The sequence below is a fragment of the Pseudomonas sp. GB2N2 genome, from assembly GCF_054897705.1.
Map to the genome: position 1 here is coordinate 606,174 of NZ_CM142701.1, position 14,415 is coordinate 620,588.

The following is a 14,415-nucleotide window of genomic DNA, read 5'->3' on the forward strand; positions in this document are numbered from 1 at the left end:
GTTTTCTGGAGTTGTGCATGCTGTTGCCCATCCTTCTGTTGTCCGCCGCCGGTTTCACGGTGCTGACCACGGAATTCGTCATCGTCGGTTTGCTGCCGGCGATCGCCCGAGACCTTGAAGTCACGATCCCGCAAGCGGGTTTGCTGGTGACCCTGTTCGCCTTCACCGTCGCCGCGTTCGGGCCATTCCTGACCGCGTATTTCGCCCGTTTCGAACGGCGCAAGCTGTTCATCTCGGTGCTGATCATGTTCGGTCTGGCCAACACCCTCGCGGCGTTTGCGCCGAATATCTGGGTGATGGCGGTTGCACGATTGATCCCCGCGCTCGGGTTGCCGGTGTTCTGGGCCCTTGCCAGTGAGACGGCAGTGGACATCGTTGGGCCGCAATACGCCGGACGCGCCATCGCCAAGATCGGTTTCGGCATTGTCTGTGCGACGGTGTTCGGCATTCCGGTCGGTACGCTGATTTCCGATGCCTTCGGCTGGCGCAGTGCCTTCGGCATTCTCGCGGTGATCGCCTTCGCCAAGGCGTTGCTGCTATTCATCTACCTGCCAAAAACCAGCCTGCATCAGCATCAGGTGAGTTTCCGGTCACAGTTCAAGATACTGCGCAGCCCGTTGATGATTGGCCATGTGCTGCTGTCGATCCTGGTGTTCAGCGGCATGTTCACCGCTTACACCTACCTCGCGGACATCCTCGAACGGCTCGCCGGTTTCAACGGCACAGTGGTGGGTTGGTGTCTGATGGGCTTCGGTGCAGTCGGTTTGATCGGTAACTCGCTGGGCGGTCGCGCGGTGGATCGGCATCCGCTGATCGCTTCCGTGACTTTCTGCGCGTTCATGATTGCCGGCATGGTGGCGCTGGTGCCGAATATTCATTCGCCGCTTGGGCTGGCGGCGGCGATGGGCATTTGGGGCGTGACCCAGGCGGCGTTGTTTCTGGTCAGTCATGTGCGTTTGATGAAAGCTGCGCCCGAAGCGCCGGCATTTGCCGCGTCGCTGAACATCGCCGGGGCCAATCTCGGCATCGGCCTCGGGGCCATGGTCGGTGGCCGGGTGATCGACAGCGTTGGCCTTGGCGGCCTCGGATTCACGGCGGCCGGTTTTATCCTGGTGTCGATCCTGCTGGCCATGGCGCTGATGACGTTCAAACCCCGCGAAGTCTGCGCCTGACGCCTCAGCCCTCAGCCCTCAGCCCTCAGCCCTCAGCCCTCAACCCTCAACCCTCACGCTTCAGTGAACAGCTCGCGTCGGGCCCCTTCGGTAATCGCCACGATGCCGGGGTGCTTGACCTTGCGGTCCACCGAAATGGCGTAGAACGACTCGGTCACTGCGTCGGTCTGGCCAATCAACTCCACGCCACACTGGCGTTTCACTTCATCAGCTATCACGCTCGGGCCGATGAAAATCCCGCTGCCGGATTGACCGAAAGCCTGCATCAACGCGCTGTCATCGAACTCGCCGACGATCCGCGGCTGGATCTGCTGCTCGGCGAACCAGCGTTGCAAGCGGCTGCGCACCACGGTTTCCGGCCCGGGAATCAGCAACGGTGCGCCTTGCAGGCTACGCGGGAAGTCCTGACCGTATTGCGTCGCCAGCTCGGCAGTGGCGAAAAAGCTGATTCCGCACTCACCCAGTTTCTGGCTGTAGCCCTTGATGTCCAGGTGCGACGGCATCGGGCTGTCGGAGATCACCAGGTCGAGGCGCTGGATCGCCAGGTCAGCGAGCAAACGCTCGAGTTTGTCTTCGCGACAGGTGATCCGCAGCGGCTCGCTCAATTCCATGGTCGGCGCGATCAGGCGATAGACGATGGATTTGGGCACCACGTCCGCCACGCCGACCCGAAACAGAATCTGCTGCTCATTGGGCTGCGCCCGCAACATCAATTCCAGTTCACCGCCGAGCTGAAACATCTGCTCGGCGTAGGGCAGGGTCTGGCGACCTGCTTCGGTGAGTTCCAGTTGGCGGCCAACCCGCCGAAACAGTTCGATACCGTAGGTATGTTCGAGCAGGGAAATCTGCCCGCTGATGGTTTGCGGTGTCAGGTTCAGCTGTTCACAGGCGCGCACGATGCTGCCGGTCTTGGCCACCACCCAGAAGTAATGCAATTGTCGATAATTAAGCATGGCAGCCTACAGTTCGTAAAAACCGAAGTATAACCGTTAAAAATACGAATTTTCCTGAAGTGTTTGCCTCCCTAGAATGCCTCGCTATCAACGGGCCATCGTTTTCGCCCGTTCTGTTCTATCGAGGAAGTCACAATGAAGCTTAAAACCACGGCAGTGCTGATCGCGTCTTTACTGATATTGGCCGGTTGCGACCAGGCTGAGAAAAGCGCTCAGCAACTGATGGGCAAGGCCGCCGAGACTGCGAAACAGGCGATCGACGATACCCACAAAGCCGCCGAACAAGCGATCAGCGACGCCACCGGTGGCCTGATCAGCAAGAAAGAACCATCGAGCGAAGACAAAGAGAAATCCGAATCCTCGTCCAAAGAAATTTAAACCGTCTAAAACGAGTCAGGACTGACCCATGGAATACCTTTTAGAACTTGCTGCAAGCCCCACCGCCTGGGTCGCCCTGGCCACGCTAGTGGTGATGGAAATCGTGCTCGGCATCGATAACCTGATCTTCATCTCGATCCTGACCAACAAACTGCCCGAGCAGCATCGGCAGAAAGCGCGGCGCATCGGTATCGGCATGGCACTGATCCTGCGTCTGGCACTGTTGAGCACCATCGCCTTCATCGTTCAGTTGACGACGCCAGTGCTCGAGATTCTCGGCCACGCGTTCTCCTGGAAAGACATGATCCTGATCGCCGGTGGCCTGTTCCTGTTGTGGAAGGCGACCACCGAGATCCATCACAGCATGGACCCGGCGCCGGAAGATCCGAAGTCGGCGACCTCGACCGTGACCCTGGGTTTCGCCGCCGCGATCGGGCAGATCCTGATGCTGGACATGGTGTTCTCCATCGACAGCATCATCACGGCGGTCGGCATGACCGAGCATTTGCCAATCATGATCATCGCGGTGGTGGTTTCGGTGTTGGTGATGTTGTTGGCGGCTGACCCATTGGCCAAGTTCATCAACGACAATCCGACGGTGGTGATGCTGGCGCTGGGCTTCCTGATCATGATCGGCATGACGCTGATCGCCGAAGGCTTCGGCGCCCACGTACCGAAAGGCTACGTTTACGCGGCCATGGCGTTCTCGGCCACGATCGAAGGCTTGAACATGATGTCCCGACGGGCCAGGCAGAAGCGTATCGCCGCTGAAGCGTAACCTGCGTTAAACAAAACGGCCGCCTGTACTCGAAAGAGCCCAGGCGGCCGTTTTTGTTCGGGTTCTCTAACCGTGCCCGTCAGTGCGCAGTCGCGTGACGTGCAGTCGATTTATCGATGTTTACCACCCGGGCCCGCGGAGCAGGGTGGTGGCGGCGCGCAATTCTCAGGACGCCCCACAACATGGCGGCGGCAACGGCCAGCCAGCCGGAGATCACCATTATCAGGGTCATTGTCAGGCTCATCAGTGCCTCCTCTTTGCCCTGCTGCGGGCGGACACTCTCTGCACACACTCGCTACAATGACAGTCTAGTCGCTGCTGTGTTTCAGACTATTGACCAAAGGTCGCCCGTTACCAACCAGTTCGCTCTATCGAACGCCGACAACTGCCGGTTAAGGCTATACCGCTGACGCGTGGCGTCCTATGATCGACGGCCAAGCCGGGAGCCTGAAGGACCGGCGTCTGAACAAGAGAGTGAGGATGGTGCGGGTAATGTCACACATTCGAATGGCAGCACTGATTGCCGGCTGCGTTGCGGCTGTGGCGGGGTGTGCGGGAAGCGTGGCGCCGGAGGTCAAGCGTCTGCCGGAGCGAGTGGAGCTCAGCGGTACGTTCTACCGAGGCAACGATTATCAAAGTGGGCCGCAGGTGCTGGCGAGCATGTTGTCCCAGCAGGGCGTGGTGATTACCCCGGGGTTGCTGGAAAAACCGCTGCATGTCCCGGGTGCCGAAGTTCAGTTACAGCAGAACGTTCAAAACCTGGCGCGCGAATACGGCATGGTTGTTTATCCACTGGACAGCAATTTGCCGGCGCTGCTGACTCAAGTCGCCGCCGGCTATCCGGTGATGGTGCGCTACACCGAAGGCTCGGCATTCTGGGCCGAACCGCGTTTCGCCATTCTTGCCGGCTACAACCGTCAGAAACAGACAGTTTTACTGCGCTCCGGAATGAATCGTCGGGAATTGATGAGTTTCGGTTCGTTCGAGTCGGCGTTCAAAGACGCCGGTGGCTGGGCGGTGTTGATCCAGAAGCCGAACCAGATTCCCGCGAATGTCGATCAGCAGCGCTGGTTGAAAGCAGCGAATGAGCTGGCTCAGGCCGGTCAGGAACAGGCGGCAGCCCGTGCGAAGAAGGCGCTGAACGCTCAATAGCTGTCCGTTCGTCATCTGCATCGCACGGCCGCATGCGGTTAGCCTCTGAGGTTTAAGGGCCCGGATTTCTCCGGGCCAGACCAAGGAGGTGCCCATGGCACATTCCAATTCCCCTTCCAATTCCCCTTCGGGCCCTCACTCGTCCGAGCATTCATCAGGCGACGAGCTGGGTTTTGACCCGGATTCGCCGGACGTCGCCGATCCTCAAGTCGACCCTGTCGGACCTGCCAAGGCTCCCAGAGACGTCAATCCGGATGAGGACCACAAGGCTCCGGCGAAGCCCTATGACCCGCTTGCCGATCTGAAACACTGATGTTACGTGAGAGGTGTGTATGTCTACCGATTCGAGTTTTGACGACAAACGTCCGGACAGCGTGCCGACCACGCCGGAAGACGAGATTGATCCAGTGATGGATCCGGACAGCCCAATGCGTGATCCGTTGGCCAGGCCGTTGGTGACGCCAGGCGAGCATCCGCAGGGCACTAAAGATTCGAGTGCCGGGGATGGCATTCCGGATGATGATCAGATGCCGTTGCCGAATGATTGATGTTGGGTTGGTTAAGGCCGCACCCTTCCCTGTAGCAGCATTTACTTGGAGGCTTCAACCACTCCACTCTGACGATGCTTCAAATTCTTCTCCGACTTGTACTGCAACGCCACCGACGGAACCGTCGCACCCTTGCCAGTCTCGACCCAGCTACGAATACGGCTGGCATCGGCGAAGTGCGTGTACTTGCCAAAAGCATCGAGTATCACCAGCGCCACCGGGCGATTGCTCATGCTGGTCACCAGCACCAGACAGTGCCCGGCTTCGTTGGTGAAACCGGTTTTCGTCAACTTGATATCCCAGTTCGGCTTGCCGACCAGATGGTCAGTGTTGCGGAAACCCAGACTGTAATTGGGTTTGCGGAACGAAACGGTTTTTTCCTTGGTGGTGCTCAGCTCAGTCAAAATCGGGTATTTGTGCGCGGCAACCAGCAATTTGCTCAAATCACGTGCGGTCGACACGTTGCGCGGCGACAGGCCGGTCGGTTCGACATAGTGCGTGCTGGTCATGCCCAGCGCCTTGGCCTTGGCGTTCATGGCGGCGATGAACGCGACGTAGCCGCCTGGATAGTGGTGGGCCAGGCTAGCGGCAGCGCGGTTTTCCGAAGACATCAGCGCAATCAACAGCATTTCCCGACGCGGCATTTCGCTGTTGAGCTTGACCCGGGAAAACACGCCCTTCATTTCCGGCGTGTCGCTGATGTTGATGGAGATGTACTCATCCATGTTCTGCCTGGCCTCAACCACCACCAAGGCAGTCATCAGTTTGCTGACCGACGCGATAGGAACGACCACGTCCGGGTTGCTGGCGAAGATAACTTTGTTAGTCTGCAGGTCCATCAGCAATGCGCTGCCGGAGGCGATTTTCAGTGTTCTATTGTCTCGCGGTGCTGCGATGGTGTCGGCAGCATTGACGGTTGGCGTGATGAACGTCCCTGTAAATACAAAAAATAGGCTCAGGATGGAAAGACGAATTTTCACGCTGGCAGACTCATAAGGTGTGGATTAGCCGTTTGTAACGGGCTGTTTCTTAGAAACCGACGCATTTTAGGAGTATGGCTGAATAACTGTCGATAGATGTTCAATCAACAGGTGAAAGTCATTGAAAACCCCTACAAAACAGCAGGTTTCCGGCGAATGGTCGTGTTATTTCTCCTGGCAAAAAGAACCCCGCCAATAGCGGGGTTCTTTTGTACGACGCCTGGGTCTGGGCGTGAACTCAGCTGTGCAGCGCTTCTGCGGCGTACAGGGTATTTTCCAGCAGGCAGGCGCGCGTCATCGGGCCCACGCCACCCGGTACCGGAGTGATCCAGCCCGCGCGTGGCAAAGCGGTTTCGTAGATCACGTCTCCGACCAGTTTGCCGTCTTCCTGACGGTTGATGCCGACGTCGATCACGATCGCGCCTTCCTTGATCCACTCTCCCTTGACCAGACCCGGCTTGCCGGCGGCAACCACCACCAGGTCGGCGCGGCCGATATGACCGGCCAGATCCTTGGTGAAACGGTGGGTCACGGTCACAGTGCAACCGGCCAGCAGCAATTCCATCGCCATTGGGCGGCCAACAATGTTGGAAGCGCCGACGACCACGGCGTCCATCCCGTACAGATCGGCACCGGTGCTTTCCAGCAGGGTCATGATCCCTTTTGGGGTGCAGGGGCGCAGCAGCGGAATACGCTGGGCCAGGCGACCGACGTTATAAGGATGGAAGCCGTCAACGTCTTTGTCCGGACGAATGCGTTCCAGCAATTTGGACGCGTCCAGATGTTCGGGTAAAGGCAGTTGAAGCAGAACGCCGTCAATGGCCGGGTCGTCGTTCAGGCGATCGATCAGGTCAGTCAACGCTTCTTGAGTGGTTTCGGAAGGCAGGTCGTAGGCTTGGGAAATGAAGCCGACCTCTTCACAGTCTTTACGCTTGTGCGAGACATAAACCTGAGAGGCAGGATCGCTGCCGACCAGAATCACCGCGAGACCGGGAGTGCGCAGGCCTTGCTGGCGACGCTCAGTGACGCGTTTGGCGATCTGCTGGCGCAGGCTGGCGGCGATCGATTTGCCGTCGATTAGTTGTGCAGTCATTGCGCGTGATTAACCATCGAGAGGGGAAAAAAAGAGAACGCATTCTCGCATGTCATGACGTGAGGGCAAAGGCGCTTGGTCCGCAAATTCCTCTAACCCCTTTAATTAAATGAATTTTTTTTAAAAAGGATTTGACGCCCCCAAGGGGCCTCTATACTATTCGTCGCACTTGTCGGGCACAGCCTAGCACTGGTTAGGAAGGTCACGCGGAATTACGATTCTGCAGGGCCGGAAAGCACTTAGTTTGTAGTCCTTCAAGGGTACAGATTAATAAGGCGCCCGTAGCTCAGCTGGATAGAGCATCCGCCTTCTAAGCGGATGGTCGCAGGTTCGAGTCCTGCCGGGTGCGCCATTAGGCAGCTTTGGCACAAGTAACGCGATATGGTGGGCGTAGCTCAGTTGGTAGAGCACGGGATTGTGACTCCCGTTGTCGTGGGTTCGATCCCCATCGTCCACCCCATATTTCGAAAGGCGCCAGATTAACAGTCTGGCGCCTTTGCTTTAACGGCTACACGCGGATGTGGTGGAATTGGTAGACACACTGGATTTAGGTTCCAGCGCCGCAAGGTGTAAGAGTTCGAGTCTCTTCATCCGCACCAAATAAAGCTTCACTCATGTCGAATGGCCGGGTTGGAGCTCGACGAAGAAGTTGTCCAGCTTTTTTGTTACGCAATATGGTGGGCGTAGCTCAGTTGGTAGAGCACGGGATTGTGACTCCCGTTGTCGTGGGTTCGATCCCCATCGTCCACCCCATATTTCGAAAGGCGCCAGATTTTACAGTCTGGCGCCTTTTTTGGTTCAGGGTTTTGAGTGTTCAGCGGCTGCAGGTTCTGGGTCGCAGGGCAGGGCGTTTCGTCGTATTTATGTTGCTCGATGATGCTGCGCTGCCCGCCGGCCTTGTTCGCAAGATCGGCTGTCAGGGAGATGATTGGCAGCCTCTTCTATATATAGAAGGGTTGGCGCAGAGCTCTGGCGTGATCGGCTGTATTTGTCACCGGGGCGAGATGCTTTCGCGCATTCGCACCTATAAATTGCCTGCAGCGTTTTTACCCGTTTTCAGTAGGGTGACTTCTTGAGTTTGACCTACTAGAATGCTTGCCCTTGATTCTGGGGTCGGAAACGGCCGGCCAACGTCTGTGCAACGAGGAATATCCATGCAAGTTTCTGTTGAAAATACTTCTGCTCTTGAGCGCCGCATGAGCATCACCGTGCCGGCTGAGCGCATCGAGACTCAGGTCAACAAGCGTCTGCAGCAGACCGCCCAAAAGGCCAAGATTGCTGGCTTCCGTCCGGGCAAAGTGCCTATGAGCGAAATCAAGCGCCGTTTCGGTGCTGATGCGCGTCAGGAAGCTGTTGGCGACGTCATCCAGTCCTCGTTCTACGAAGCTGTTGTCGAGCAAAAGCTGAACCCGGCTGGCGCTCCTTCGATCGAGCCGAAATCCCTGGAAGCCGGCAAAGATCTGGAATACGTTGCGATTTTCGAAGTGTTTCCTGAGTTCACCGTCGCCGGTTTCGAAGGCATCAACGTAGAGCGTCTGAGCGCTGACGTGGCTGACGCCGACCTGGACAAAATGCTCGACGTGCTGCGCAAGCAGAACACCCGTTTCGAAGTGGCCGATCGTGCTGCCCAGAACGATGATCAACTGAACATCGATTTCGTCGGCAAGGTCGACGGTGAAGTGTTTGCTGGCGGTTCCGCCAAAGGCACCCAGCTGGTTCTGGGTTCCGGCCGCATGATCCCAGGTTTCGAAGACGGTCTGGTTGGCGCTAAAGCCGGCGAAGAGCGCGTTCTGAGCCTGGTCTTCCCAGAGGACTACCAGAACCTCGACCTGGCCGGCAAAACTGCCGAGTTCACCGTCACCGTGAACACTGTTTCCGAGCCGAAACTGCCAGAACTGAACGAAGAGTTCTTCGCTCAATTCGGCATCAAGGAAACCGGTCTGGAAGGCTTCCGCGCCGAAGTTCGCAAGAACATGGAGCGCGAACTGCGTCAGGCGATCAAATCCAAGGTCAAGAATCAGGTAATGGACGGGCTGCTGGCCACCAACCCGATTGAAGTGCCAAAGGCTCTGCTGTCCAACGAAGTCGACCGTCTGCGCGTGCAGGCTGTTCAACAGTTCGGTGGCAACATCAAGCCTGACCAACTGCCGGCCGAGCTGTTCGAAGAGCAAGCCAAGCGCCGCGTTGTACTGGGTCTGATCGTGGCCGAAGTGGTCAAGCAATTCGACCTCAAGCCTGACGAAGACCGCGTTCGCGAAATGATTCAGGAAATGGCTTCGGCTTACCAAGAGCCTGAGCAGGTTGTGTCCTGGTACTACAAGAACGACCAGCAACTGAACGAAGTCCGTTCGGTTGTGCTGGAAGAGCAAGTTGTGGATACTGTTCTGCAGAAAGCTAGCGTGACCGACAAATCGGTCTCTTACGAAGAAGCAGTCAAGCCGGTAGAAGCTCCACAAGCCGACTGATCGTTTTTGCGGTAAGAAGTACACACCATAAGCCAGCCTTCGTGCTGGCTTATGCGTATTCAAGACATAACTATTTGGGAGTGACTGCAGAGCATGTTCCGTAATTCGTATATTCAGCAGAACTCTGATATCCAGGCCGCAGGCGGCCTGGTCCCGATGGTTGTCGAGCAATCCGCTCGTGGCGAGCGCGCCTATGACATCTACTCCCGCCTTCTGAAGGAGCGAGTGATTTTTCTGGTTGGCCCGGTAGAGGACTACATGGCCAACCTGATCTGTGCGCAATTGCTGTTCCTTGAAGCGGAAAACCCGGACAAGGACATCCATCTCTATATCAACTCCCCGGGCGGTTCGGTGACAGCAGGCATGTCGATCTACGACACCATGCAGTTCATCAAACCCAACGTATCGACCACCTGTATCGGTCAGGCATGCAGCATGGGCGCGTTTTTGTTGACCGCCGGTGCTCCTGGCAAGCGTTTCTGCCTGCCGAACTCACGCGTGATGATTCACCAGCCATTGGGCGGTTTCCAGGGGCAGGCTTCGGATATCGAAATCCATGCCAAGGAAATCCTCTTCATTCGCGAGCGTCTCAACACGCTGATGGCCAAGCACAGCGGTCACACGCTCGAAGAGATCGAGCGTGACACCAACCGCGATAACTTCATGAGTGCAGAAGCCGCGAAAGCGTACGGGTTGATCGATGAAGTGATCAGCCAGCGCCCCGCTTAATATAAGCAGCTCAAAATAGGGTAGGTCGGCTTGTCTGATCACCAGCGGGCTTGAAAAAGCCCGCAATAGCCTTCATCTTGTGTTGCAAGCCTATCGGATTTGGATCGAACGAATGACTGACACCCGCAACGGCGAGGACAACGGCAAGCTGCTCTATTGCTCCTTCTGTGGCAAAAGCCAGCATGAAGTGCGCAAATTGATTGCCGGCCCCTCGGTCTTTATCTGCGACGAGTGCGTCGACCTGTGCAATGACATCATCCGAGAGGAGGTGCAGGAAGCCCAGGCCGAGAGCAGTGCGCATAAATTGCCTTCGCCTAAAGAAATCAGCGGCATCCTTGATCAGTACGTGATTGGTCAGGAACGTGCGAAAAAGGTTTTGGCCGTAGCGGTGTACAACCACTACAAGCGTCTGAACCAGCGCGACAAAAAGAATGACGACGTCGAACTCGGCAAAAGCAATATCTTGCTGATCGGCCCGACAGGCTCGGGTAAAACCCTGCTTGCAGAAACACTGGCCCGCTTGCTGAACGTTCCGTTCACCATCGCTGACGCAACCACCCTCACCGAGGCGGGTTACGTGGGTGAAGATGTCGAGAACATCATTCAGAAGCTGCTGCAGAAGTGCGACTACGACGTGGAGAAGGCCCAGATGGGCATTGTTTACATCGATGAGATCGACAAGATCTCGCGCAAGTCTGACAACCCGTCGATCACCCGGGACGTTTCCGGTGAAGGCGTGCAGCAGGCCCTGCTCAAGTTGATCGAAGGCACGGTCGCTTCCGTTCCGCCTCAAGGTGGTCGCAAGCATCCGCAGCAGGAATTCCTGCAGGTCGACACCCGTAACATCCTGTTCATCTGCGGCGGCGCATTCTCTGGTCTGGAAAAGGTTATCCAAAACCGTTCCACCAAGGGCGGCATCGGTTTCAATGCAGAAGTGCGCAGCAAGGAAGAAGGCAAGAAAGTCGGTGAGTCACTGCGTGAAGTCGAGCCTGACGATCTGGTCAAGTTTGGTCTGATCCCGGAATTCGTCGGTCGTCTGCCGGTCCTTGCCACGCTGGACGAACTTGATGAAGCTGCGTTGATGCAGATTCTCACCGAACCGAAAAATGCTCTGACCAAACAGTATGCCAAGCTATTCGAGATGGAAGGTGTAGACCTGGAATTCCGCGCCGACGCGCTGAAATCCGTCGCCAAACGTGCCCTGGAACGCAAGACCGGTGCCCGTGGATTGCGATCGATTCTCGAAGGTGTATTGCTCGACACTATGTATGAAATCCCCTCGCAATCCGAGGTGAGTAAAGTAGTGATCGATGAAAGTGTTATCGAAGGCAAATCCAAGCCACTGTATATTTACGAAAACAGTGAGCCGGTGGTCAAAGCCGCGCCAGACGCCTAAGCGTCACGCAGCTGGAATAAAGAAGGGGCCTTCGGGCCCCTTTTCTTTTGTGGGAGCTGGCTTGCCTGCGATGGCGGCCTGACAACCGACCTTATTTCTAGAGGCGTCCGGGCCCATTAAGGCACTGCGGTCAGCTGCGATCTCATAAGTGCTTCTTTTATCCGCTTGTTTTTTTGCAAACGAGCCCCCATCTTGGTTTCAAGCTTACTTCCATCTGTTTACGGCCTTATGGCCGCCGTAGAGGCGAAATCATGAAGACAACCATCGAATTGCCTCTCCTGCCATTGCGTGATGTCGTGGTTTATCCGCACATGGTTATCCCGCTGTTCGTGGGGCGCGAGAAATCCATCGAAGCCCTCGAAGCTGCGATGACGGGCGACAAGCAGATCCTTCTGCTGGCTCAGAGAAACCCTGCTGACGACGATCCCGGTGAAGATGCACTCTATCGCGTAGGTACGATCGCTACCGTTCTTCAGCTGCTCAAGCTGCCGGATGGCACCGTCAAAGTTCTCGTCGAAGGTGAGCAACGGGGCGCCGTGGAGCGCTTCAGCGAAGTGGACGGCCATTGCCGTGCCGAAGTCTCATTGATTGACGAAGTCGACGCGCCTGAGCGCGAGTCGGAAGTGTTTGTCCGCAGCTTGCTGGCTCAGTTCGAACAGTACGTTCAGTTGGGCAAGAAGGTCCCCGCTGAAGTCCTGTCGTCGCTCAACAGCATCGACGAGCCGGGTCGCCTGGTCGACACCATGGCCGCGCACATGGCCCTGAAGATCGAGCAAAAGCAGGAAATCCTCGAAATCATCGATTTGTCGGCCCGGGTCGAGCACGTCCTGGCGTTGCTGGATGCCGAGATCGATCTGCTGCAAGTCGAGAAGCGCATTCGCGGCCGCGTCAAAAAACAAATGGAGCGCAGTCAACGCGAGTACTACCTGAATGAGCAGATGAAGGCCATTCAGAAAGAACTTGGCGACAGCGACGAAGGCCACAACGAAATCGAAGAGCTGAAAAAGCGTATCGACGCCGCTGGCCTGCCGAAAGACGCCTTGGCGAAAGCTCAGGGCGAACTGAACAAGCTCAAGCAAATGTCGCCGATGTCCGCAGAAGCCACCGTGGTGCGTTCGTACATCGACTGGCTGGTTCAGGTGCCGTGGAAGGCTCAGAGCAAGGTTCGCCTGGACCTTGCGCGCGCAGAGGACATCCTCGACGCCGACCACTACGGTCTGGAAGAAGTCAAAGAGCGCATCCTCGAATACCTCGCCGTGCAAAAGCGCGTGAAGAAGATTCGTGGCCCAGTATTGTGCCTGGTCGGTCCTCCAGGCGTGGGCAAAACCTCCCTGGCGGAGTCGATTGCTCATGCCACCAACCGCAAATTCGTGCGCATGGCCCTGGGTGGTGTGCGCGATGAAGCGGAAATTCGTGGTCATCGCCGGACTTATATCGGTTCGATGCCAGGAAGATTGATTCAAAAGATGACAAAAGTGGGCGTTCGCAACCCGCTGTTCCTGCTCGATGAAATCGACAAGATGGGCAGCGACATGCGTGGCGATCCGGCATCGGCGTTGCTGGAAGTGCTCGATCCAGAGCAGAACCACAACTTCAACGATCACTATCTGGAAGTCGATTACGACCTGTCCGATGTGATGTTCCTGTGCACCTCGAACTCAATGAACATTCCACCGGCGCTGCTGGACCGGATGGAAGTGATTCGTCTGCCGGGCTACACCGAAGACGAGAAGATCAACATCGCCGTCAAATACCTCTCGCCGAAGCAGATCACCGCTAACGGTTTGAAAAAAGGCGAGCTGGAATTCGACGCTGAAGCGATTCGCGACATCATCCGCTATTACACCCGCGAAGCCGGTGTACGGGGCCTGGAGCGGCAGATTGCCAAGGTTTGCCGTAAGGCGGTGAAAGAGCATGCACTGGAAAAACGCTTCTCGGTGAAGGTCACGGCCGACATGCTGGAACACTTCCTGGGCGTGCGTAAATTCCGCTACGGCCTGGCCGAATCGCAGGATCAGATCGGTCAGGTGACCGGCCTGGCATGGACGCAAGTGGGCGGCGAACTGCTGACCATCGAAGCGGCCGTCGTGCCGGGCAAGGGCCAGTTGATCAAGACCGGTTCTTTGGGTGACGTGATGGTCGAGTCGATCACCGCAGCCCTCACGGTTGTTCGCAGCCGTGCGAAGAGCCTGGGGATTCCTCTGGACTTCCACGAGAAGCGCGACACGCATATCCACATGCCGGAAGGGGCGACCCCGAAGGATGGCCCTAGCGCCGGTGTAGGCATGTGCACGGCACTGGTCTCGGCATTGACCGGGATCCCGGTACGTGCAGATGTCGCCATGACTGGCGAAATCACTTTGCGTGGGCAGGTGCTGGCGATTGGTGGTTTGAAGGAAAAATTGCTTGCGGCTCACCGTGGCGGGATCAAGACCGTGATCATTCCTGAAGAGAACGTACGCGATCTCAAGGAAATTCCGGACAATATCAAGCAGGATCTTCAGATTAAACCGGTTAAATGGATTGACGAGGTCCTGCAAATTGCGCTGCAATACGCGCCGGAGCCCTTGCCCGATGTAGCTCCGGAGATAGTTGCAAAGGATGAAAAACGAGAGTCTGACTCTAAGGAAAGAATTAGCACGCATTAATACGTATTTGCCTGGGGGGCTTGTTGACAGCTTTTTAGAGCCCTTGTTATAAAGCGGCTCTTAAGTGTCTGTAGGCCATTCAGCACTCGTTTTTGCTTTCACCAAAAAAACTTAGAATCATAC

At 56.7% G+C, this 14,415-nt stretch carries 14 protein-coding genes and 4 tRNA genes; 14 read left to right on the forward strand and 4 right to left on the reverse strand.

The window, feature by feature from the left end; genetic code table 11:
• The first annotated feature begins 17 nt into the window (after window positions 1–17).
• Window positions 18–1,172 (forward strand): MFS transporter, encoded by a 1,155-nt coding sequence (locus tag ACYZT4_RS02730; RefSeq protein ID WP_461985038.1) that lies wholly within the window; start codon window positions 18–20, stop codon window positions 1,170–1,172.
• A gap of 53 nt (window positions 1,173–1,225) precedes the next feature.
• Here ACYZT4_RS02730 and nhaR read toward each other — a convergent pair whose 3' ends face one another.
• The gene (nhaR, locus tag ACYZT4_RS02735) at window positions 1,226–2,125 is read right to left on the reverse strand and encodes a transcriptional activator NhaR (protein WP_461985040.1); all 900 of its coding nucleotides are present in this window, start codon (window positions 2,123–2,125) and stop codon (window positions 1,226–1,228) included.
• A 135-nt stretch (window positions 2,126–2,260) separates the two neighbouring features.
• On the opposite strand from nhaR, the gene ACYZT4_RS02740 reads away from it, so the two are divergent.
• Window positions 2,261–2,503 carry a hypothetical protein gene (locus tag ACYZT4_RS02740; RefSeq protein ID WP_461985042.1) on the forward strand — a complete coding sequence of 81 codons (243 nt, stop codon included), beginning with the start codon at window positions 2,261–2,263 and terminating at the stop codon, window positions 2,501–2,503.
• A 28-nt stretch (window positions 2,504–2,531) separates the two neighbouring features.
• Window positions 2,532–3,281 (forward strand): TerC family protein, encoded by a 750-nt coding sequence (locus ACYZT4_RS02745; RefSeq protein WP_461985044.1) that lies wholly within the window; start codon window positions 2,532–2,534, stop codon window positions 3,279–3,281.
• 79 nt (window positions 3,282–3,360) lie between these two features.
• On the opposite strand, the gene ACYZT4_RS02750 is transcribed toward ACYZT4_RS02745, so the two are convergent.
• Window positions 3,361–3,525: a hypothetical protein gene (locus tag ACYZT4_RS02750; protein ID WP_461985046.1), complete on the reverse strand. Its 165-nt coding sequence runs from the start codon at window positions 3,523–3,525 to the stop codon at window positions 3,361–3,363.
• 179 nt (window positions 3,526–3,704) lie between these two features.
• On the opposite strand from ACYZT4_RS02750, the gene ACYZT4_RS02755 reads away from it, so the two are divergent.
• The 3 genes from ACYZT4_RS02755 (at window position 3,705) to ACYZT4_RS02765 (ending at window position 4,981) form a co-directional block, all read left to right on the forward strand.
• The gene (locus ACYZT4_RS02755; RefSeq protein ID WP_461985048.1) at window positions 3,705–4,433 is read left to right on the forward strand and encodes a peptidase C39 family protein; all 729 of its coding nucleotides are present in this window, start codon (window positions 3,705–3,707) and stop codon (window positions 4,431–4,433) included.
• Between the two features lie 94 nt (window positions 4,434–4,527).
• Window positions 4,528–4,746 carry a DUF6021 family protein gene (locus ACYZT4_RS02760; protein ID WP_461985050.1) on the forward strand — a complete coding sequence of 73 codons (219 nt, stop codon included), beginning with the start codon at window positions 4,528–4,530 and terminating at the stop codon, window positions 4,744–4,746.
• Window positions 4,747–4,765: 19 nt separating this feature from the next.
• Window positions 4,766–4,981 carry a hypothetical protein gene (locus ACYZT4_RS02765; RefSeq protein ID WP_461985051.1) on the forward strand — a complete coding sequence of 72 codons (216 nt, stop codon included), beginning with the start codon at window positions 4,766–4,768 and terminating at the stop codon, window positions 4,979–4,981.
• A gap of 41 nt (window positions 4,982–5,022) precedes the next feature.
• Here the strand turns inward: ACYZT4_RS02765 and pbpG are convergent, their stop codons facing one another.
• Together pbpG and folD are read right to left on the reverse strand one after the other, a co-directional pair.
• Window positions 5,023–5,961, reverse strand: coding sequence for a D-alanyl-D-alanine endopeptidase (gene pbpG / locus ACYZT4_RS02770; protein WP_461985053.1), 939 nt, complete (start codon window positions 5,959–5,961; stop codon window positions 5,023–5,025).
• Between the two features lie 238 nt (window positions 5,962–6,199).
• Window positions 6,200–7,054: a bifunctional methylenetetrahydrofolate dehydrogenase/methenyltetrahydrofolate cyclohydrolase FolD gene (gene folD, locus ACYZT4_RS02775; RefSeq protein ID WP_461985055.1), complete on the reverse strand. Its 855-nt coding sequence runs from the start codon at window positions 7,052–7,054 to the stop codon at window positions 6,200–6,202.
• Between the two features lie 275 nt (window positions 7,055–7,329).
• Here folD and ACYZT4_RS02780 point away from each other — a divergent pair.
• The 8 genes from ACYZT4_RS02780 to lon all read left to right on the forward strand — a co-directional run bounded on the left by ACYZT4_RS02780 (window position 7,330) and on the right by lon (window position 14,292).
• Window positions 7,330–7,406, forward strand: a tRNA-Arg gene (locus ACYZT4_RS02780).
• Window positions 7,407–7,438: 32 nt separating this feature from the next.
• A tRNA-His gene (locus tag ACYZT4_RS02785) sits at window positions 7,439–7,514 on the forward strand.
• A gap of 54 nt (window positions 7,515–7,568) precedes the next feature.
• Window positions 7,569–7,653: transfer RNA gene (locus ACYZT4_RS02790), tRNA-Leu, on the forward strand.
• A 78-nt stretch (window positions 7,654–7,731) separates the two neighbouring features.
• Window positions 7,732–7,807: transfer RNA gene (locus ACYZT4_RS02795), tRNA-His, on the forward strand.
• 401 nt (window positions 7,808–8,208) lie between these two features.
• A complete protein-coding gene (tig, locus tag ACYZT4_RS02800) occupies window positions 8,209–9,519 on the forward strand; it encodes a trigger factor (protein WP_461985057.1) in 1,311 nt (436 codons plus the stop codon).
• A 93-nt stretch (window positions 9,520–9,612) separates the two neighbouring features.
• A complete protein-coding gene (gene clpP, locus ACYZT4_RS02805) occupies window positions 9,613–10,248 on the forward strand; it encodes an ATP-dependent Clp endopeptidase proteolytic subunit ClpP (RefSeq protein WP_461985058.1) in 636 nt (211 codons plus the stop codon).
• A gap of 112 nt (window positions 10,249–10,360) precedes the next feature.
• A complete protein-coding gene (gene clpX, locus ACYZT4_RS02810; RefSeq protein ID WP_461985060.1) occupies window positions 10,361–11,644 on the forward strand; it encodes an ATP-dependent Clp protease ATP-binding subunit ClpX in 1,284 nt (427 codons plus the stop codon).
• A gap of 251 nt (window positions 11,645–11,895) precedes the next feature.
• Window positions 11,896–14,292 (forward strand): endopeptidase La, encoded by a 2,397-nt coding sequence (lon, locus tag ACYZT4_RS02815; protein WP_052909694.1) that lies wholly within the window; start codon window positions 11,896–11,898, stop codon window positions 14,290–14,292.
• Window positions 14,293–14,415 lie beyond the last annotated feature (123 nt).